A 21,750-nucleotide genomic window follows, 5' to 3' on the forward strand; every position below is an offset into this window, starting at 1 on the left:
ACCGTTGACAGCTGTCAGACGGCAGGCGCCATCAGTTTGACATCTCTGTTTCGGACGCCAGCTTGTAACCCCGCCCGTAGACGGTCTGAATCAGTTGCGGGCGGTTGGAATTGAGCTCCAGTTTTCGCCGCAAGCGGGCCACCAGGGTGTCGACCGTGCGCAGGTCGCCGGAGTCTTCGGTGTCCAGGCCATGGCGCAGACAGGCGAGCAGATCATGCCGATTGACCGGCTTGCCACGACGCTCGATCAGGCCGATCAGCAGCGCAAATTCGCCGGCAGTAAGGGCCACATCGGAACCCTCTTCATCGCTGATACGGCGACGCAGCAAATCCACTTTGTAAGGCCCCAGCAGCAACTCCTGACTCGGCTTGTCGCCCTGGCGGCGGCGCAGCAGGCTGCGGATTTGAGCGAGCAGAACGCGCAGGTTGACCGGCTTGGTGATGTAGCAATCGGCGCCGGTTTCCAGGCCCGCCACGCGGTCGAAATCGTCGTCGCGCACGGTCACCAGAATGATGCCGATCTGCGGGCTTTTGCTGCGCAGCTGGGCGGCGACGGTAAGGCCGTCGATATCCGGCAGGCCAATATCGAGGATCACGGCGGCGGGCTGGTGGCGCTCGAACAGGCGCATGCATTCCAGACCCGACGGGGTGCTGAGCACCTCATAGCCGGCGTTGACCAGATACAGCGAGACCATCTCGCGGATTTCTGGTGCATCTTCGACGACTAGAAGTTTTTCCATTGCTGAGTGGTCTCTGCTTGTAGTTATGGTTTTTTTATGGCGCCGGATTGTGGCCTTTGTGGCGTAGAGAACGCTAGGGGCTCTTATCGGGGCGGCGTTTAAATCGTGGGTATCCTTCGTTGACGCATGTGCAGCGATCTTCTGGCGTACCGAGATTTTTTCATTACCGCGCGTGCTGAGCGTTCTTGTTTCGCGCCTTACGCGCGAGTCACTTTTTAGCAGTCGCCCTAAAAAGTAACCAAAAACGGCTTGCCCCCACCTTGGGTCTCCGCTGCGCTCCGACTTCCCTCGCTCCGTCGCTGCTCCAGGGGCCGGGCTGAGGGCCATCCATGGCCCCATCCCTCTCCGCGGCTCCCGGCCGCTACGACCCCTTACGCAACGACTCCACTCGGCCTGGCGCTAAGGGGGCGGGTAAATCAAAAGCGGTAGATCGAAGGCCCCTCACCCCCTGCCCCTCTCCCGCAAGCGGGCGAGGGGTGACGTTTGGTTTTGCTTTTCGTAGGAGCCAGCTTGCTGGCGAACCTTGCAAACACAATTCGCGAACACCTTTTCCAGGGTTCGCGACCAAGGTCGCTCCTACGAAAAACGGCCCCCTCTCCCGCTTGCGGGAGAGGGTTGGGGTGAGGGGCACTTGATCTGGTTTTTGATCTGGTTTTTGATCTTGATCTGGCCGCCCCTTGAGCGCAGGCCGAGCGGAGTCGTCGTGGAAGGGGTTGAGCGGCAGGAGCCGCGAAAGGCAAAGACGGGCCATGGATGGCCGCGTTTTGCCGACCCCTGGAACGGCGACGGAGGGAGGGAACCTGGAGCGAAGCGCAAGGCCAAGGTGGGGGCGAGACTTTTTGGTTTCTTTTGTGTCGACTGACAAAAGAAACTCGCGCATAAGGCGCGAAATAAAACGCCCAGCACACGCGGTAACGAACACCAACTAATCCTCCCTCGTCAACTCCAACCTCAACACCCGCAAATGCTCATCCAGCACCTCGCGCAGCGTCTCCAACTGAATCTCCCCCCGCTGCGCCGCCAGGCTCTGACTAGCCAGACTATGCAACCCAAAGTTCGCCGCACTGCCCTGCAACCGATGCAACAACGCCCCACGCCGGCTGTTGCCCGGATCACTGTCCGGCGCCAGCAATAACTCCTGCACGCCCTCGCGCACTTCCTCCAGCGAGGCCAAAAACGACGGCAACAACCGATCAAACAAATCAGCCCCCAGCCACTGGCGCAGTTGCTCGAAGCGCGGCGCTGCCATGGCCCGACCATCACCTGCAGCCAACTCGGCAGACGACGGCGCAAACATATCCTCGCCACTCAACAACGCCTGCAAATGCCGACGCTGCAGCGGCTTGGCCAACACGCCATCGAGCCCGGCCTGCAAACACGCCTGGCGGTCCAGATCGGTGGCGTTGGCAGTAAGCGCCACCATTAACGGGCCGACGTCCCCCTGCTGTTCGCGGATGCTGCGGCTGGCGTCCAGCCCGTCCATATCCGGCAGGCGCATGTCCATCAGCACCAGGTCGTAGTCGTGTTCCTGGCAACTGGCGATAGCGCCCTCGCCGTCCACCGCGGTGTCCACCAGGCAGCCCCAACTGAGCAGCAGCTCGCGGGTTACTTCGCGGCTGACCGGCACGTCTTCCACCAGCAGCACATAGAGACCGTCCAGCGGCACTTCCAGATTCAGCTCCGGCTGGTGGCGCAACAACGGCGGCCACGGCAACGCGAGGCGGAAGCACGAGCCCACACCGACGCTGCTTTGCAAACTGATTTCACCGCCCAGCAGTTGCACCAGCCGCCGCACGATATACAGCCCCAGACCCACGCCGGGCTGGTGGCTGTGCTGGTCCAAACGGGTGAAGGCGGTAAATACCTGGGACTGCAAATCGTCCGGAATGCCCATGCCGGTGTCGGTGACAACCAGAATAAAACCCTCGCCCTGGGCATCGGCCTGCACCCGCACATTGATGCCGCCGCTGTTGGTGAACTTGATGGCGTTACCCAGCAGGTTGTAAAGCACCTGCCGCACACCGACCGGGCTGCCTTCCACCCAACAGCGTTCGCCCAGGTCCATATGCAGGCTGAGGTCCAGCTGTTTGGCGCCCGCTTGCAGGCGCATGACCTCCACGCATTCGCGCACCAGCGCGGCGAGGTCGAAGGGCACACGCAGCGGCAGCTTGGCGGTTTCGCTGCGGGCCAGGGCCAGCAAACCGTCGAGTACATCGGTGAGGCTGCGCGAGGCGTTTTGTACCGTGTCGAGCCGTCGGCGCATGGCCAGTTGCAGTTCGTGCTGGTCGAGCAGCAGCGCGATATGGCCCTGAATCGCCACCAGCGGTGTGCGCAGTTCATGGCTGAGGGTGGCCAGCAGTTCTTCGTTTTGCCGGGCATCACGCACGGCCTGGTCGCGGGCTTGCTCGAGCGCAAGCTGGGCGCAGACTTCGCGGTCGATATCTTCGATCACGCCCAGCCAATACAACGGCCGCTGCTCACGGTCGAGAATGCAGCGCCCACGCAGCGACACCCACAGCCAATCACCGCTGCCATGCAGCAGACGCAGGGTGCATTGCAGTTCGCCATTGCCACGCCGGGCGCGGAGCAATTCGGCGAACAGACGGCGGGTTTCCTGCGGGTGGCTGAGGCTGAGAAAACTCGGCGTGCCGATCTCTTCGCTGTGGTAACCGAGCATGCTCCAGCAGCGCTCGGAACCTTCGAGCTGACGCTTGCGCACGTCGAATTTCCAGTGCCCGATATCACCGCCCTGCACGCCCAGTTCGGCCAGGCGCTGGCTGGTGACATCCTCGAACGTCGACACCCAGCCGCCGTCTGCCAACGAGCGCCGACGCACGTCGATGATCAGCCGATTGGCCAGCGGCAGGTCTTCACGGGCGCGCAGCTCCTGGCCGATGGCGGGGAGCAGCACGGCGCACTCGCAGGGGTCCAGGGCCAGCTCGGCCTGCTGCAAACGGGCCATCAATTGCCCACGGGTAACGGCTTCGCCCGAGACGCCAAACAGCCGGCGAAACCGCTGGTTGATCGCCAGAATATTGCCCTGACCGTCCACCGACAGCAGGGCGGCGTCCATATGTTCGAGGGTGCGATCGAGCAAGTCGCGGTTCTGCCGCAGCACGGCGGTACGCTGTTCCACCCGCTGCTCCAGCGATGTGTTCAGGCGTTGCAGGTGATCGGACAATTCCACGTTATGCCGCAACGCCGCCAACATGCGCTGGCCCAGCACCACGCCGTGGGACAGCAGCAAACCCAGCACGCCCAGCGGAAACACACTGACCGTGACCATGCCTTCGGTGTAGAGCAGCACGTCGTTGCAGACCGCCGCCGTGACCAACAACATGCCCAGCAGAATGCTCTGCGCGCCATCGCGGTGGCGCAGCACGGCGTGGATGATATTGCTGAGAAAGTAGACGCACGAGCCCACCACCAGAATGGCCGCTGGCTCGCGGGTGGCGGTGAATAACGCAGGTGGCGTGAGCAGTACCAGCGCGGTTACCGCCAGCCCCACGACCAACAGCACACGGGCCACCAGCAGGCTGGATTCCTCCGGGAACAGCCGCCTGAGCAGCAAGGCATAAATGGGCGGGTAGAGAATCTGGCAGATGTACTTGATGTGATAAATCAGACTGGTGGGCAGCTCCAGGTTATCCATCAACCCGCTGTTGGCTGCCGCGCTGAGTGAGGCCAGGGCCAGCATCAAACTGAAGGGCCCGCTGAGCATCTGCTGGCTGTTCCAGCTGCCCAGCAGTAACAGATAAAACGCCATCAGAATGCAGCCGCCGAGGGTGAACAGCTGCACGCCCTGGGAGATGGCGGCGCGGTGCTCGAGGTAATTGCGCGCGCCCACCAGGATCGGCATATCGATGCCGCCCTCGCGGTGGAAATGGTTCGACACTTCGATGCGCACCAGCACGCTGTCCGCGCCAATCGGCAAGGGAATGAGCAACGGGCGGATGCGCGGCTCTTCGACATCGGCTTCGCCAACGCGGCCGACGGTGGCGACCAGTTCGCCGTCTACCCACACTCGGCCGGCCGACTTCAGTGCATCGATATACAAGGCCAGCGGTTCGTTGCTCACCGGTAGCAACAGCTGGGTGCTGAACTCCACCCGCCCGAACCCCACCTCGCCCCACCACTTGGGTGTGCCCTCGTGCCAGGTGAACGGCAAGGTCACCCGTTGCGGCGCGCGTGCGCCATCGCGCCAGGTGAGCAGCCACTGGCCGTGGGTGATGCGCATGGGTTCGGCGTCGGGTGACCAGTCACGCAAATCCACCGACCCTGGATAGCCCGCCCAGGCGTGGGCGGAGCACGCCAGTAACAGCGATAACAGCAGTAGGCGCAGGGCTGTCACGGAGGGGGCTCGCAGCGAGGGGGATGGGAGGGGTGCACGCTACGCAAAAGTTTGGGGGGATTCAAACCACTTGAACGAATCGACTACCCGAAACAGGGCCGAAAGCGCACGCATGTTGCCGCAGTACGATTGCATGATTTTAAGAGGCCATTGACGCAATGGCCTGCTCCCATAATCTGCCATCTTCGTTGCGGTTAGGCAGTAGGCGGAATGAAGTGGCAGGACCTGGATATCAACGGCACCTCGAAGTGCATGGCGCACCTCCAGCCGTTCGAAATGGACTTCGATGTGGCCGGCCAGATCGTCACCGTTCACTTTGAGTTCGGTTTTCACTGCTTCACCGATGACAAGGGCCACGGGCAACTGCTTTGGCACAGAGGTGAAAAACGATACTTCTGCCCCGACCGCTATGAGTGCAGCAAACAGCTGGAGCCCTACATTAGAAAGCGCTTCTACGACGGCAAGGTCGCAGCGTTCTACTCGGATAACAACCAGCGTTTCTTCTGCCTTGACGTGCACGACTACGCCATCTTCTTCTCGATCAGTAAGCCCAGCCAAACAACCAACCGGCTCAAGCTTCGCGTTGTATCAGCCTACGACGTAGCCACATGGGGCCGAAGTTCTTTACCGCGAGGTAGGGTTTACAACGTCCGCTACGTCCTTGAGCGCCGCAACGCTGGCGAAACGGTTTAGCCATAAAACAAAAAACCCCGGTGCTTTCGCACCAGGGTCTCTGTTGAATCTCTATATCGGCCTGTTCTTTAGCGTTTTACCGCTTATCCCGCACACTGGCTGGGAGAGGTTAAAACCTCCGAAATCGACACTCCCTTGCGGGTTCCGGTCCGTGTCGACGGGCCAAATCTATCGGACCATGGTGGGATGGTCAACCAGAGGGTCGCTTCGGCAGATGTCCGGCAACGCCGAAAGTGGCTCGCGTAAGGCGCGAAACAAAACGCCCAGCACACGCGATAAAGAAGACCACCACTACCAGCCCACAACTCGGATACCCGCCCTACAAAACCCTATCCTGCAACCACCCCAGAAACCTCGTCTCACTCAACGGCGGACTAAAATAAAACCCCTGCCCCAACGCACAATCCAACCCCCGCAAACTGTCGTACTGCGCCGGCGTCTCGATGCCCTCAGCCACGCACTCCAACCCCAGATTGCGGGCAATCATCAGAATGGTCTCCACCAGCATCATGCCGCTGGCATCCTCCGGCAGGTCATTGACGAAGCTGCGATCCACCTTCAACCGATCCAAGGGCAAGCGCTTCAGATACGTCAGCGACGAATACCCCGTACCAAAATCATCAATGGCAAACCGCACTCCCAACGCCTTCAGTGCCTGCATCGCAGCAATGCACTGATCAACATCTTCGAGCAGCACACCCTCGGTGATTTCCAGTTCCAGCACACTGGCCGGCAGGTTGTAACGGTTAAGACAATCGGCCACCCGTTGCACCACATCAAACTGGCGCAGTTCATGCGGGCTGAGGTTGACCGCCAGCACCAGCTCCGGCCAACGCCAGTGCCAACGGGCCAGGGCGGCGCAGGCTTCGTCGAGCACCCAGGCGCCGATATCGAGGATCAGCCCGGTCTCTTCGGCCAGCGGAATAAATTGCGCCGGTGGAATTTCGCCACGTTCGGGGTGGGTCCAGCGCAGCAGCACTTCGGCGCCAACTACCTGGCCGGTGAGCAAGTCCAGCTGCGGCTGGAAGGCCAGGTGCAGTTGATTGCGGGCAATGGCCTGACGCAGTTCGCCTTGTAGTTGCAGGCGTTGGTCGATGGCCGCCTGCATCGCCGGGGCAAAGAAGTGCAGCGCATTGCGGCCGCCGCGTTTGGCGCGGTACATGGCGGTGTCGGCCTGCTTGAGCACATCGGCGGCGCCCTGCTCGCCCACCGGGTGCAGGGCGATGCCGATACTGGCGCTGATGGACAGTTCATGACCGTCGATGTGGTAGCTGCCGAGCAGGCTTTGCAGCAGTTTTTCGCCGACATCGGCGGCATGTTCGCCGGCCACTTCCGGGTTGTCGCCGATGCTTTCCAGCAGCACCACGAACTCGTCGCCACCCAGACGCGCCAGGGTGTCTTCGGCGCGCAGGCAGCCGGCCAGGCGGGTGGTCACTTCGCGAAGCAAGGCGTCACCCACCGGGTGGCCGAGGCTGTCGTTAACGGTTTTGAAATGGTCGAGGTCGATAAACAGCAAGGCGCCGAATGAGCTGTCGCGCACTTCGCGGGTCATGGCGTGTTGCAGGCGATCGAGCAGCAGCCGGCGGTTGGGGAGCCCGGTGAGTTCGTCGCTGTAGGCCAGGCGTTCGATTTCCCGCTGGTAACGCTGGCGCTCGGAAATGTCGGTGACGCTGGCGCGTATCAGCTTTTGCTCGCCGGGCATTCGCACCAGGCGCACTTCGCACGGCAGCTGGCGGCCGGCGCTGTCGCGGTGCAGCCATTCGAACACCGGCGTAGCGCCTTCCATCGCGCCGCTGGTGTAGGCCCCGCCGGCCTGTGCCGAGGTGCGGCCGTCGGCTTGGCGCGTGGGGCTGAGGTCTACCGGGCGGCGGCCGATCAGTTCTTCACGGCTGAGTTTGAACAGGCGCTCGGCGTTTTCGTTGACGTCTACCAGGCCGCCGTCTGCGGTGAACAGCAGGATGGCTTCCGGGGCATGTTCGACCAGGGTGCGGTAGCGCGCTTCGGCTTCGTAGCGGGCGGTGATGTCTTCGATCAGCGCCAGGCAGGCTTCCAGGCGCCCTTGCGGATCACGCACGGCGCGCAGGCTCAGGCGGGTGTAGATCACGCTGCCGTCTTCGCGCAGAAAGCGTTTGTCCAGCTCGTAGTCTTCGCGCTCGCCCAGGGCCACGCTTTCGAAAAGCGGCTGCTCGGTGAGCAGGTCGTCGGCGTGGGTGATATGCGCCCAGCCGGTGTTGCGCAGGTAGTCGCGGCCGCGCCCAAGGATTTGACAGAGCTTGCTGTTGACCTCCATCCACATGCCTTGCGGACTGATCATGGCCATGCCAATCAGCGGCGCTTCGAAGAACAGCCGCAGCCATTCATCACGGTCGCGCAGTTGCTGTTCGGCCAGCTTGCGCGCGGAAATATCCTGGATGGCGCCGTAGACCCGAATGACGCGCCCGTCGTCCATTTCGGCAAGGCCCAGTACCCGCAAAAAGCGCGAGTTGCCCCGCGCGGTCAGCAAGCGTACTTCCACATCGAAGGGGCGGCCGTCGCTCATGGTTTCGGTGAGCGTGCGCCGCGCGGTGGCCTGGCCTTCCTTGTCGAGGTAGCTGACAGCCTGGTCGAAGTCCGGCGTGGCGCCGGTGGGGTCCAGTTCATAGAGGCGAAAGCAGCCTTCGCTCCAGAACATATCCAGGCCGGGCACTTCCAGCACCCAGCCGCCGATATCGGCAATGGCTTCGGTTTGCGACAACAGGTGGGTCTGGCGCAGTAGCTCTTCGCGGCGCGCCGCGACTTCCGAGGCCAGTTGCTCGCGGGAGGTGACGTCGTTTTGCAGGGCGATGAAGTGGCTGATGCCGTGGTCATCGCGCAGGGGCGACAGGGTGATCTCGTTCCAGAACGGCGTGCCGTTCTTGCGGTAGTTACGCACGACGACCTGCGCGGCCTCGCCGCGCTGCAGGGCGGCGCGCAGACGGTGCATATCGGCTTGGTTGTGGTCGTCGCGCTGCAGAAACAGCGCATGGCGGCCCAGCGCTTCGCTGCGTTCATAGCCACTCAGGCGTTCGAACATCGGGTTGCAGTAAATCATCGGCAACTCGGCCTGCCGCGCATCCGCGATGGTGATGCCCAGAGGGCTGGCCTCCAGGGCCAGGTTGGCCAGCGCCAGTTGTTGCTGCATATGCGCGCTGCGGCCCAGGGCCAGGCGCAGGTCGCTGAGGCTGCGGCCGATCAGCAGGGTGGAGACCATCAACAACAGCACGCTGAGGTGCAGCTCGGTCAGCGGCGCACCGCGTGGCAGGTTGGCGCTCGGGCTACTGCCCAGCAGCGGCAATAGGAGAATCACCAGGCTGCTGAGCACCGCGCCGCACAAGGCGCCGGGGTAGCCCCAGAGCATGGCCAGGCTGAGCATCACCACGCCAAGAATGGGCAGGGTCAATTGAGGGGGCAGATAGTTGAGCAGCAGCGGCAGGCCGATGAGCAGTGCCGCCAAAAGCCACCACGGCGGCAAGCGGCGCAGCGGCTCGGCGAGCACCATGGCGTTGTCGTCGACAGGTTTCACCCAGCCGCGCCGGCGCAGGTACACGGTCATATAGCTGAGCAATGGGGTGGCGATTACCAGGGTGCTGAAGCTGTCGGCCAGCCACATGATCAGGCTGTCCAACGCCCAGTCGCCTTTGGGCGGATGGCCAGAGATAAACAGGCTGCCTTGCACCAGCAAGGCGAGCAGCGAGACCGGCACCAGTACGCCCAAGAGAAGGTAACGGATGAGGTGGCTGAGGTCGGGCAAAGCGAAGTCGAACTGGCGGCGCCGCAACAACAGCCAGCCGCCGGCGGTGGCCAGGGTTTCCGGCAGCCCGAACAGCGGACCCCATTGCCAGTCCAGCCCCCACAGGGGCGCGCTAAGGCTGGCGTTCAGGTAAATGGCCAGCAGCACCCGCGGCCCCCACCAATAGGTGAAGACCAACCCGAGGGCGAACGGCAGGTACCAGAGCGCCATCCCCTCAGTGAATTGAGTGGACAACGAACACCAGGTCGCCAGGTGTAACAGGGGCAGCGGAAGCCACCACGTCCACTTCGGAGGATGTGAGAAAACAGCGGGCATGCGGACCTCGGGGCAAGACGCTGGCATAGCATAGAACAGCGTCAGGGAGTCCGTGCTGCTGTTTCGCCAGTATCTGCGAGGCCCCAGAAGATCACAAAAATCGAGGCTGAAGCCTCTCCCACACGAGTCGGTGATCCCTGTGGGAGAGGCTTCAGCCTCGATTCCTGCAAACGAAGATGCCCGCGTTACACCGCGTCGCGCGGCAACAGCAGCCCCAGCGGCAGACAAACCCGCGCTTCCAACCCGCCACCCGAGCGATTGCGCAGTTCCACACTACCGCCATGCTGCGCGGCAATGCGCTTGACGATGGCCAGGCCCAGGCCAGTACCCTTGCCGCCGCGAGCGCGGTCGCCGCGGATAAAGGGATTGAAGATGTCGTCCAGCTCGGCCGGATTAATGCCGTTGCCGCGGTCGAGCACGCTCAGCACTACGTAAGGCGCGTTGCTGTCGCCGGACACATAAGCCGCCACTTCCACCGCATTGCCGCCGTGGTGCAGGGCGTTTTCGATCAGGTTGTTGAGCAGGCGCTTCATCGACACCCGGCGCAGCGGGAATGGCGGCACTGGCTCCAGACATAGGCGCACGTTTTCCTTGTCGTGGTTGAACGGCGCTACGGCATCGGCCACCAGATCGGCCAGGTCCACTTCCTCCAGGCGCTCGTCGCGGCCATCGCGGATAAAGGCCAGGAACTGGTCGAGGATGGCGTCCATGTCTTCGATATCGCGCACCATGTCTTCGACCAGCTCGGTGTCGCTGTTGAGCAATTCCAGCCCCAGGCGCAAGCGGGTGAGCGGTGTGCGCAGGTCATGGGAGACGCCGGCCAGCATCAGTTCACGCTCGCGGGCGGCCTGTTCGAGGCCGTCGGCCATCTGGTTGAAAGCGCTGTAGACCTCGGTCATTTCGCTTGGCGTATCGCTGATTGGCAGACGCACGCTGCGGCCCTGGCCGAGTTGGCGGGTGGCCGAAACCAGGCGTTTCAGCGGTTGGTTGAGCTGGCGCACGAAGATCCACGCGGCGGCGGTGGAGAGCACGCCAATAGCGAGGAACCAACCGAGCACGCCCCAGATTTTCTGCCCGCGCAGTGGGTGCGGATACAGCGGCACTTCTACCCAGCCATCACCGAGCGCCGGCGCGCGGACCCAAAGGGCGGAGGGTTGATGAATGCGCAAACGCACTTCGGTGTCGGGCCCCAGCTCCATGCGCATCTGCCGCTGGAAGATGCCGGTGTAGGGCCAGTGTTGCTCGCCGGGCGGCTCTTCGGCATCGGAGGTCCAGCGCAAGCCGGCGGCTTTTTCGATGACCGGGCGTTTGTCTTCTTCGGTCGCCCAGTAGGCCCGCAAGGTCAACGCGGCGCCGTGGCTGTATTGGCGGTCGACCAGCACATCCTCGTTCATCATCAGATAAACCAGGGTCAGGGCTTTGGAGAACAGCACGACCACCAGCACCAGCCAGAGGGTGCGGGCGAAGAAGCTTTGCGGGAACCAGACGGGGGTTTTCATGGGGTGTAAGGCGATCCGAGGATAAAGGAGCGAGCGAGAGGAACGAACCTAGAGTTCAATCCCAACACCGTCATTCCCGCGCAGGCGGGAATCCAGATTTTCGTAGGGAACGTCGCTCGCTCCACTATCACCGCACTTGGGTCCCCGCCTTCGCGAGGACGACGGGGGTTTTCTCACCATGCGGCGTTACTTATTACCATCCGGCACAAACACATACCCCACGCCCCACACGGTCTGGATATACCGCGGCTTGGACGGGTCCGGCTCGATCAGCCGGCGCAGCCGGGAAATCTGCACGTCGATGGAGCGCTCCAGGGCGTCCCACTCGCGGCCACGGGCCAGGTTCATCAGCTTGTCGCGGGTCAGCGGCTCGCGGGCGTGTTGCACCAGCGCCTTGAGCACGGCGAACTCGCCGGTGGTGAGCATGTGCACTTCTTCGCCACGCTTGAGTTCGCGAGTAGCGAGGAACAGCTCGTAGTCGCCAAAGCTCACGGTTTCGTCTTCGCTGCCCGGTGCGCCCGGTACGGAAACGGTCTGACGGCGCAGCACGGCTTTGATGCGCGCCAGCAGTTCGCGCGGGTTGAACGGCTTGGCCAGGTAATCGTCAGCGCCCTGCTCCAGGCCCTGGATGCGGCTGCTCTCATCGCCTTTGGCGGTGAGCATGATGATGGGCATCTGGTTGTTGGCTTCGCGCAGACGCTTGCACGCCGACAGGCCGTCTTCGCCTGGTAGCATCAGGTCCAGCACCAACAGTTGAAAGAGTTCGCGCGACAGCAGACGGTCCATCTGCTCGACGTTTTCCACCGCCCGAACGCGGTAGCCTTGCTCTTCCAGAAAACGTTCAAGCAGGCGTCGCAGACCGGGATCGTCATCGACGATCAGGATTTTTTCGCCTTCCAGCGGGGCCGTATTGCTCATAAGTGCTCCTCTAAATCGTCGCGCATTATGGCGCAGACACCAGAGACGGCGTGTGCGGCATTCGTTAGCAGATTTTTCCCCGACCTCATAAAACCGCCTGCGTATAATGCCGGCCTTCAACTTTTTGTGTCAGCTTCGTCTTATTTAAGTGGGTTTTTATTAATGGATAGCATCAACAACCGTATTGCCCAGGAATTGGGTGTTCGCCCGCAGCAAGTCGCCGCTGCCGTCGCTTTGCTGGATGAAGGCTCCACCGTTCCCTTTATCGCCCGCTACCGTAAAGAAGTCACCGGCAGCCTGGATGACACTCAGCTGCGTAACCTGGAAGAGCGCCTGCGCTACCTGCGCGAGCTGGACGACCGCCGCGCCAGCATCCTCGCCAGCATCGAAGAGCAAGGCAAGCTCACCCCCGAGCTCACCCGCGAGATCAACCTCGCCGACACCAAAACCCGCCTCGAAGATTTGTACCTGCCCTATAAGCAGAAGCGCCGCACCAAAGGCCAGATCGCCCTGGAAGCCGGTATCGGCGAATTGGCCGACGGCCTGTTCAACGACCCCAACCTGACCCCGGAAACCGAAGCCGCGCGTTTTATCGATGCCGAAAAAGGCTTTGCCGACGTCAAGGCCGTGCTCGAAGGCGCCAAGTACATCCTCATGGAGCGTTTTGCCGAAGACGCCAAGCTGCTGGATAAGCTGCGCAACTTCCTCAAGCACGACTCCATCCTCAGTGCCCGTGTGGTGGCCGGCAAGGAAGAAGAAGGCGCCAAATTCCGCGACTACTTCGAGCACGACGAGCCGCTGAAAAGCATGCCGTCGCACCGCGCCCTGGCAATTTTCCGTGGCCGCAACGAAGGCATTCTCAGCTCATCGCTGAAAGTCGGCGACGAAGCCCCGGGCAGCCTGCACCCGTGCGAAGGCATGATCGGCGAGCACTTCGGCGTGAAGAACGAAAACCGCCCGGCCGATAAATGGCTCGGCGAAGTAGTGCGCTGGACCTGGAAAGTGAAGCTCTACACCCACCTGGAAACCGACCTGCTGGGCGAGTTGCGCGACGGCGCCGAAACCGAGGCGATCAACGTATTCGCCCTCAACCTGCACGACCTGCTGCTGGCCGCCCCGGCCGGCCCGCGCGCCACCCTGGGCCTGGACCCGGGCCTGCGCACCGGCTGCAAGATCGCCGTGGTCGATGCCACCGGCAAGCTGCTGGAATACGCCACCGTGTACCCGCACGTGCCGCAAAAGCAGTGGGACCAGACCTTGGCCATCCTCGGCGCACTGTGCATCAAGCACCGCGTAGACCTAATCTCCATCGGCAACGGCACCGCCAGCCGCGAGAGCGACAAGCTGGCCGCCGAGCTGATCAAAAAACTGCCTGATCTGAAGATGACCAAAATCATGGTCAGCGAAGCCGGCGCCTCGGTGTATTCCGCGTCCGAACTGGCCGCCAAGGAATTCCCCGAGCTGGACGTATCGATTCGTGGCGCCGTGTCCATCGCCCGCCGTCTGCAAGACCCGCTGGCCGAACTGGTGAAGATCGACCCGAAATCCATCGGCGTTGGCCAATATCAGCACGACGTGTCGCAACTGAAACTGGCGCGCAGCCTGGATGCCGTGGTGGAAGACTGCGTAAACGCCGTGGGCGTGGACGTAAACACCGCCTCGGTGCCGTTGCTGGCGCGCATCTCCGGCCTCAACACCACGCTGGCGCAGAACATCGTTAACCACCGCGATACGCACGGCGCCTTCAAAACCCGCGACGCGCTGAAAAAAGTGCCGCGCCTGGGCGACAAAACCTTTGAGCAAGCCGCCGGTTTCTTGCGCGTGATGAATGGCGACAACCCGTTGGACGCCTCCGCCGTGCACCCGGAAACCTACCCATTGGTAGAACGCATTGCCGCCGACACCGGCCGCGATCTGCGTTCGCTGATTGGCGATGCGGGCTTTCTCAAGCGCCTGGACCCGAAGAAATTCACCGATGAAACCTTCGGCCTGGTAACCGTGAGCGACATCCTCGCCGAGCTGGAAAAACCGGGCCGCGACCCACGTCCGGAGTTCAAGACCGCCGAGTTCCAGGACGGCGTGGAAACCCTGCAGGACCTGCAGCTGGGCATGGTCCTCGAAGGCGTGGTGACCAACGTCACCAACTTCGGTGCGTTCGTCGATATCGGCGTGCACCAGGACGGTCTGGTGCATATCTCGGCGCTGTCGGAGAAGTTCGTCAAAGACCCGCGTGAAGCGGTGAAGGCCGGCGACGTGGTGAAGGTCAAGGTGATGGAAGTCGACATTCCGCGTAACCGCATCGCCCTGTCCATGCGCATGAGCGACACGCCGGGCGAGAAAATCGAAGGCCCACGCGGCGGCGGCAACAAAGGTGGCGGCAAGCCACGTCCGCAAGCTCAGCCAACGACAACGCCTGCGCCAAGCAACAACGCCATGGCCTCGCTGTTCGCCAACGCCAAACAACTGCGGAAGTAAGCCATGACTCAGCCAGCGGACGAAATCGGTACGAAAAGCGCATTCGCCCGCTTGCTGGGGCTGCATATTCTCAAGGCCGACGGCGGTGAGGCGATCATTCGCCTGACCATGCACGACGGCCTGCGCAACCTGCACGGCAAGCTGCACGGCGGCGCGTTGTTCTCTCTGATCGACACGGCCATGGGCCAGGCCAGCCACAGCGTGGTGGGCGGCCCGGGCACGGTGACGCTGGAGAGCAAGATCAACTACATCCGCCCGGTGGACGATGGCGATATCGTCTGCCGCGCCTGGGTAGTGCATGCCGGACGGCGCACGCAGGTAATCGAAGCCGAGGTGCATCAGGCCGACAAATTGGTGGCCAAGGCGCAAGCGACGTTTGCCTGCCTGTAACCGCCTACCGACGATAACGACAGCGTGAGTTCCGCTTGCGCTGCGGTTAATCTGTCGCACACCGAGTAAACCAGGCGACCACGCCAGTTGTTTTCAATTGCCCTTGCAGACCGTTGATCTCACCCCCATATAGGGCCGACTGACGCGAAGGAACACAAAATTGAGCGACCTCCTATCCCGCCGTTTGGCACTGCTCAGCAAGCCCGCCCACCTGAATTTGCTTACCCAGTGCCTGCACGGGATCGAGCGCGAATGCCTGCGTGTCGATAACCAGGGCCAACTCGCCCTGACACCGCACCCCATCGCCTTGGGATCCGCGTTGACCCACCCGCAGATCACCACCGACTATTCCGAGTCGCTGCTGGAGTTCATCACCCCGGCCGAACCGGACCCGGCGGCGACCCTGGCGGACCTCGAACAGATCCATCGTTTTGCCTACAGCAAACTCGACAACGAATACCTGTGGAGCCCGTCGATGCCCTGCCCGTTGCCCGAAGAAGAGGTGATTCCGATCGCCCGCTACGGCAATTCGAATATCGGCCGCCTCAAGTACGTGTACCGCAAAGGCCTGGCCCTGCGGTATGGCAAGACCATGCAGTGCATCGCGGGCATCCACTACAACTTCTCCTTGCCCGAAGCGGTATGGCCGTTGTTGCAAGTGGCCGAAGACGATACCCAGAGCCCGCGTGACTATCAGTCCGAGCGCTATATCGCCCTGATCCGTAACTTCCGCCGCTACAGCTGGCTGCTGATGTACCTGTTCGGTGCCTCGCCAGCCCTGGACGCCGGCTTTCTGCGCGGCCGCCCGCACAAGCTGCAGCAACTCGACGAACACACGCTGTACCTGCCGTACGCCACCAGCCTGCGCATGAGTGATCTGGGTTACCAAAGCAGCGCCCAGGCCGGCCTGACGCCGTGCTACGACGACCTGGCCAGCTACACCGACAGCCTGCGTTGCGCGGTGTCGACGCCCTACCCGGCCTATGCCGAAGCAGGCACCAAGAAAGATGGTGAGTGGCAGCAGCTGAACACCAACATCCTGCAGATCGAAAACGAGTACTACTCGAACATCCGCCCCAAGCGCGTGACCTACAGCGGCGAGCGGCCGATTCAGGCGCTGATGGCCCGTGGCGTGCAATACGTGGAAGTGCGTTGCCTGGACATCAACCCGTTCCTGCCGATGGGCATCGATCTGCAGAGCGCGCGCTTTATCGACGCCTTCGTGCTGTTCTGCGCCCTGCAGGAAAGCCCAGATTTGAGCAGCAACGAATGCCATAGCTGCACCTACAACTTCCTCACCGTGGTGAAAGAAGGCCGTAAACCGGACTTGCAGCTGCAGCGCCATGGTGTGGCCATCGGCCTGCAGGAATGGGCCAACGAGTTGCTCGACAGCATCGGCAAGCTCAGCGCGCTGCTCGATGAGAGCCACGGTGGCGACGAACACGTAAAGGCCCTGGCCGCTCAACGCGCCAAAGTGGCCGACACTGCACTGACGCCATCGGCGCAAGTGCTGGCCGCGTTGCGGACCAACAAGCAGACCTTTACCGAGTTCTCGTTGCAGCAAAGCCAGGCGCACGCCGAGTACTTCCGCAGCACGCCATTGAGTGCCGAGCAAAGCGCGCAATTTGAAGAATCGGTGCAGCAATCGCTGGCCGACCAGGCGGCGACCGAGGCTGAACAGAGCGGTGATTTCGACACGTTTGTCGCCGCGTACCAGGCCAGTATTCTGGCGTTGGCGGTTTAGTCGACACCGTCACAAAAAAAGCCAGCGGGGTAAAAGCCGGGACCGACGGTCGGTCGCTCTCGGCCGCACAGGGCTAGCATTAGCCCAGTTACCCCACGCGAGCTTGCCCATGGCGCCCCCAGAGGCCATCCCCAAGGAAGACGACCCGCAATGGAGCCTGGAAAGCCTCAACAAGGCTTACCAACAAGGCTACATGGCAGGTTTGACCGGCAGCCCCATCAGCAACCAACCCCACGCCGCCGATGTGCTCGCGGCTGCCTGGGAAGCGGGTTGGGATGATGGGGAAGAGCAGTATCAGTTGTTGGCGCAGAAGACCGCCTGATCCTCTTACCCAAAGATCAAAAACTCGAGGCTGAAGCCTCTCCCACAGGGTGACTGAGTTCCTGTGTGGGAGAGGCTTCAGCCTCGATGCTTTTCGGGCTTACAACTGTTTCTCGAAGATCTGCGAATTACGCTGATAGTTGTACAGCGAAGCCCTGGCCGCCGGCAGCCGTTCCACGCCACTCGGCTCAAACCCCCGCTCTCTGAACCAGTGCGCCGTACGGGTCGTGAGTACAAACAACGTCTTCAACCCCTGCGCCTTCGCCCGCTCTTCGATGCGTTCCAGCAGCTCATCACCCCGACCGCCATGGCGGTACTCCGGGTTCACCGCCAGGCACGCCAGCTCACCGCTGTCGGAGTCGGCAATCTGGTACAGCGCCGCGCAGGCGATGATCAGGCCGTCGCGCTCAACGATGGTGAATTGCTCGATCTCGCGCTCCAGCACTTCGCGTGAGCGACGCACCAGAATGCCCTGCTCTTCCAGCGGACTGATCAGGTCGATCAAACCACCCACATCCTCAATGGTGGCTTCACGCAGCTGCTCGAACTGCTCCTGGTCCACCAGCGTGCCGCCGCCGTCGCGGGTAAACAGTTCGGTGAGCAAGGAGCCGTCTTCGCTATAGCTGACGATATGCGCGCGTTTCACTCCGCCCCGGCAAGCTTGCGCCGCCGCATCGAGGAGCTCGGCCTGGTAGCTGTTGCCCAGGCGCTGCAAATGGTTGGGCACTTGCTGCGGACGCAGTTCGCGCACCAGCTTGCCGGCGTCGTCCATCAGGCCTTGTTCGTTGCCGAACAGAATGAGTTTGTCGGCGCCCAGGTCGATGGCCGCGCGCATGGCAACGTCTTCGCAGGCGAGGTTGAAGATTTCCCCAGTCGGCGAATAACCCAGCGGCGAAAGCAGCACGATGGAGCGCTCGTCCAGCAACCGGCCAATGCCTTTGCGGTCGACCCGGCGCACTTCGCCGGTGTGGTGGTAGTCCACGCCCTCGACCACGCCAATCGGCCGCGCGGTAACAAAATTGCCGCCGGCCACCCGCAGGCGCGAGCCCTGCATCGGCGAGGCCGCCATGTCCATCGACAGCCGAGCTTCAATGGCGATTCGCAGCTGGCCCACGGCGTCGATCACGCATTCCAGGGTCGGGCCGTCGGTAATGCGCATATCGCGGTGGTAGTGCGGGGTCAGGCCACGGGCGGCCAGGCGCGCTTCAATCTGCGGACGCGAACCGTGCACCAGCACCAGGCGCACGCCCAGACTGTGGAGCAGCACCAGGTCGTGAATGATATTGCCGAAGTTGGGGTGCGCAACGCCGTCGCCGGGCAGCATGACCACGAAGGTGCAGTCCCGGTGGGCGTTGATATAGGGCGAAGCATGGCGAAGCCAATTGACGTATTCGGGCATAGCGCGAAGAGCCTTTTATTCGTGATGAGAAAGCCTGTGCAGGTACAGCGAAAAATCAGCTTTATCGTCGCAATTGGGGCTGTAACACGCGGGTGCTCCTTGTCATTGGGTAAGCGCTCATTGAGATGTCGATGGGGTGAGGCAATAGTGCTGAATCAATTCACGCAGCACCTTCACTGTGGGTTGCAAACGTGACAGTTCCAGGAATTCGCCGGGCTGATGCGCGCAGCTGATATCGCCGGGGCCGAGCACGATGGTTTCGCAACCGAGCTGCTGAAGATAAGGCGCTTCGGTGCCGAATGCCACTGCCTCGGCGCGATGGCCGGTCAGGCGCTCGGCCACGCGCACCAATTCGGCGTCGGCGGCCTGCTCAAACGCCGGCACATGGGGGAACAGCGGCGCGTAGTCGATCTTCACTTCATGGCGCTCGGCAATCGGCTTGAGCTTTTCGCGGATGGCGGCGCGCAGCTGCTCGGCGTCCATTCCCGGCAAGGGCCGCAAGTCGAATTCCAACGAGCATTGCCCGCAGATACGGTTGGGGTTGTCGCCGCCGTGGATGCAGCCGAAGTTCATGGTCGGCTGCGGCACGCTGAACTGCTCGTTGCGGTACAGGCGCTGCCATTTCTGGCGCAGCTGCATCAGCTCGGCCATGGTCGAGTGCATGGCTTCCAGGGCGCTGTGGCCCAGGCTTGGGTCGGAGGAATGGCCGCTGCGGCCGAGAATATCGATGCGCTCCATCATCACGCCTTTGTGCAGGCGAATCGGCCGCAGGCCGGTGGGCTCGCCAATCACGGCGGCGCGGCCCAGCGGTTTGCCGGCGGCGGCCAGGGCACGGGCGCCGGCCATGGAGCTTTCTTCGTCGCAGGTGGCCAGCACCAGCAGCGGCTGTTTGAACGGGTGCGCCAGCAGCGGCAATACCGCTTCGATCACCAACGCGAAAAAGCTCTTCATGTCGCAAACGCCGAGGCCAACCCAGGTGCCGTCCACTTCGGTGAGTTTCAGCGGGTCGGTTTTCCACAGGGCGTCGTCATACGGCACGGTGTCGCTGTGTCCGGCCAACACCAGGCCGCCGGGGCCTGTGCCAAAGCTGGCGAGCAGATTGAATTTGCCGGGGGCCACTTGCTGGATGTCGCAGGTAAACCCGAGGTCGCCCAACCAGGTGCTGAGCAAATCGATCACCGCCTTGTTCGACAGGTCGAGGCTCGGCTGCGTACAGCTCACCGACGGCGCAGCGATGAGCGCGGCGAATTGCTCTTTTAAACTGGGTAATGGCATGCCAGGTCTCCACGGGCGAAGCCCATCATAGATGCATCGTTGTGCAGGAATAAACCGTAAGCGGCCACCTGCACCGTCGTCCCAGCGCAGGCTGGGACCCAGGCTGGTTCAGGAGGTCGCGCTTGATGGGCCATTCTGGATTCCAGCCTGCGCTGGAATGACGGCGGGGGGGGGTTGGCGTTGCCGCAGGACGCAAGTGCAACGGGCCTGTACACTTCACCGCCTTAGTTAACAGCGTTTGGATTCCCCGGCCATGCAGAAAGAAACCGAAATCAAACTCCGCGTCAGCCGCGAAACCCTCACTGCCCTGCGCGACCACCCGCTGCTGAAAAAGCGCAACAAGGCGGGCTGGGAGCAGCGCGAACTGCTCAACCAATACTTCGACACCCCCGAGCGCGACCTGGCCAAGGCGCGTATCGCCCTGCGCATCCGCCGCGACGGCGATCAATTTATCCAGACTCTGAAAACCCGCGGGCAAAGCGTGGCCGGGCTCTCCGAGCGCAATGAGTACGACTGGGACGTGGCCAAGACCAAACTCGATCTGAAAAAGCTCGACGACACGTGCTGGCCGGCATCCCTTGCGGAGTTGGACAAGAAAACCCTGCAAGTGATCTTCACCACCGACTTCGTGCGCGAACGGGCTGAAATCGCCTGGGGCCGTGGCAAGGCTAAAGTGGTGGTAGAAGCGGCGCTGGACCTGGGCAAAGTCGTCGCCGGCGGCCAGGAAGAAGAGATCTGCGAGCTGGAACTGGAACTGCGCCAGGGCGAGCCACAAGCGCTGCTGGAACTGGCTGCCGAACTGGCCGCCGACCTGTCGCTGATGCCGTGCGATATCAGCAAGGCCGAACGCGGTTACCGTCTGTTCGATGCCAATAGCTACTCCCTGAGCCTGCCGCACCCGGAGCTGACCGTTGAGCAGCCGCTCGACTCGGCCTTCAGCGCCCTGGCCTGGAACCTGCTCGGCAGCAGCCAGCGCCTGGCCGAGCAATACCGTTTCAATGGCCACTGGCGGTTGCTGGTGGAATGGCTGGAACAGCTGGTCGACCTGCGTGCCCTGCTTAGCAGCCTGGGCCAGGCGGCGCCGCGTGCCAGCAGCCATGATCTGCGCGAACGCCTCGACGCCCTTCTGAACGACTGGCGCCCACGGGTAGTCGCGGGTCTAACCGATGACGAAGCCCGCCAAGCGGCGCCGGCGTTGTTTCAGGAAGAGCTGCAAGGCACCCGTTGGGGCCAGTTCTCGCTCAATACCTCGCTGTGGTTGCTGACCAACGCCTGGACCACCGAGCGCAACAATCGCGGCAACCGCCAAGGCGCCGCGCCGCTGGGCAACTGGCTGCCGACCCTGCTGGCCGAAGAAGCCCGCAGCCTGCAACTGGGCCGCTACCAGCAGCAACCGGAAGATCTGGCCGAGCAACTGCCGCGCATCGAGCGCATTCAGGTGTGGCTGCGCTTGGCCCGTCAGGTGCTGGTGGAGGTGCCGGAAGTGGACCGCCTGTATGGCGAGCTGAACAAACTGCGCGATCTGGCGCACCGGGCGATTGAAGATGATTGCCTGGATGCCCGCAGTCAGCAGGCGCAGACGGTGTTGACGACCAAGGCGTGGAAAACTCTTCTGCGCGGCTAACTCGGTCGCGGGCATTTCCCCTCGCCCGCTTGCGGGAGAGGGTGCCCGAAGGGCGGGAGAGGGGCTCTCGGCGTAGATCTTCGTTGGCACCGGCCCTCTCCCCCGGCCCCTCTCCCGCAAGCGGGCGAGGGGTGCAGAGCAGTTGAGTTTGTTCGGGTGCAAAGCTGTCGACTCGGTTTGGCGCCGAACCACGCAATCGGGCATGCTTGCGACTATTCTTGAACCTCTGCCGCCAACC

At 62.6% G+C, this 21,750-nt stretch carries 13 protein-coding genes; 6 read left to right on the plus strand and 7 right to left on the minus strand.

What is annotated here, in order from left to right; translation table 11 throughout:
* Nucleotides 1–31 precede the first annotated feature (31 nt).
* On the minus strand, nt 32–739 hold the full coding sequence (locus AC0V2S_RS05535) for a response regulator transcription factor (protein WP_475508854.1): 708 nt from the start codon (nt 737–739) through the stop codon (nt 32–34).
* Between the two features lie 925 nt (nt 740–1,664).
* Nucleotides 1,665–5,090, minus strand: a complete 3,426-nt coding sequence (locus AC0V2S_RS05540) for an ATP-binding protein (protein WP_475508855.1) — start codon at nt 5,088–5,090, stop codon at nt 1,665–1,667.
* Nucleotides 5,091–5,300: 210 nt separating this feature from the next.
* On the opposite strand from AC0V2S_RS05540, the gene AC0V2S_RS05545 reads away from it, so the two are divergent.
* Nucleotides 5,301–5,783, plus strand: coding sequence for a hypothetical protein (locus tag AC0V2S_RS05545; RefSeq protein WP_475508857.1), 483 nt, complete (start codon nt 5,301–5,303; stop codon nt 5,781–5,783).
* Nucleotides 5,784–6,102: 319 nt separating this feature from the next.
* Here AC0V2S_RS05545 and AC0V2S_RS05550 read toward each other — a convergent pair whose 3' ends face one another.
* The 3 genes from AC0V2S_RS05550 to ompR all read right to left on the minus strand — a co-directional run bounded on the left by AC0V2S_RS05550 (nt 6,103) and on the right by ompR (nt 12,284).
* The gene (locus AC0V2S_RS05550) at nt 6,103–9,867 is read right to left on the minus strand and encodes a bifunctional diguanylate cyclase/phosphodiesterase (protein WP_475508858.1); all 3,765 of its coding nucleotides are present in this window, start codon (nt 9,865–9,867) and stop codon (nt 6,103–6,105) included.
* Between the two features lie 185 nt (nt 9,868–10,052).
* Nucleotides 10,053–11,366: an ATP-binding protein gene (locus AC0V2S_RS05555; RefSeq protein WP_475508859.1), complete on the minus strand. Its 1,314-nt coding sequence runs from the start codon at nt 11,364–11,366 to the stop codon at nt 10,053–10,055.
* Between the two features lie 186 nt (nt 11,367–11,552).
* Complete coding sequence (gene ompR / locus AC0V2S_RS05560) at nt 11,553–12,284, minus strand: osmolarity response regulator transcription factor OmpR (protein ID WP_271193862.1); 732 nt, start codon at nt 12,282–12,284, stop codon at nt 11,553–11,555.
* A 162-nt stretch (nt 12,285–12,446) separates the two neighbouring features.
* Here ompR and AC0V2S_RS05565 point away from each other — a divergent pair, with 162 nt between their 5' ends.
* The 4 genes from AC0V2S_RS05565 to rmf all read left to right on the plus strand — a co-directional run bounded on the left by AC0V2S_RS05565 (nt 12,447) and on the right by rmf (nt 17,215).
* On the plus strand, nt 12,447–14,759 hold the full coding sequence (locus AC0V2S_RS05565; RefSeq protein ID WP_475508860.1) for a Tex family protein: 2,313 nt from the start codon (nt 12,447–12,449) through the stop codon (nt 14,757–14,759).
* A 3-nt stretch (nt 14,760–14,762) separates the two neighbouring features.
* Nucleotides 14,763–15,149, plus strand: coding sequence for a PaaI family thioesterase (locus AC0V2S_RS05570; protein WP_475508861.1), 387 nt, complete (start codon nt 14,763–14,765; stop codon nt 15,147–15,149).
* Nucleotides 15,150–15,309: 160 nt separating this feature from the next.
* The gene (gene gshA / locus AC0V2S_RS05575; protein WP_475508862.1) at nt 15,310–16,893 is read left to right on the plus strand and encodes a glutamate--cysteine ligase; all 1,584 of its coding nucleotides are present in this window, start codon (nt 15,310–15,312) and stop codon (nt 16,891–16,893) included.
* A gap of 109 nt (nt 16,894–17,002) precedes the next feature.
* On the plus strand, nt 17,003–17,215 hold the full coding sequence (gene rmf, locus AC0V2S_RS05580) for a ribosome modulation factor (protein ID WP_475508863.1): 213 nt from the start codon (nt 17,003–17,005) through the stop codon (nt 17,213–17,215).
* A 99-nt stretch (nt 17,216–17,314) separates the two neighbouring features.
* Here rmf and argA read toward each other — a convergent pair whose 3' ends face one another.
* Both argA and argE read right to left on the minus strand, forming a co-directional pair.
* Complete coding sequence (argA, locus tag AC0V2S_RS05585) at nt 17,315–18,613, minus strand: amino-acid N-acetyltransferase (RefSeq protein ID WP_475508864.1); 1,299 nt, start codon at nt 18,611–18,613, stop codon at nt 17,315–17,317.
* A 117-nt stretch (nt 18,614–18,730) separates the two neighbouring features.
* Nucleotides 18,731–19,888 (minus strand): acetylornithine deacetylase, encoded by a 1,158-nt coding sequence (argE, locus tag AC0V2S_RS05590; RefSeq protein ID WP_475508865.1) that lies wholly within the window; start codon nt 19,886–19,888, stop codon nt 18,731–18,733.
* A 253-nt stretch (nt 19,889–20,141) separates the two neighbouring features.
* On the opposite strand from argE, the gene AC0V2S_RS05595 reads away from it, so the two are divergent.
* A complete protein-coding gene (locus AC0V2S_RS05595) occupies nt 20,142–21,512 on the plus strand; it encodes a CYTH domain-containing protein (RefSeq protein ID WP_475508866.1) in 1,371 nt (456 codons plus the stop codon).
* Nucleotides 21,513–21,750: the final 238 nt, after the last annotated feature.

The organism is Pseudomonas sp. CC11G (assembly GCF_056174845.1).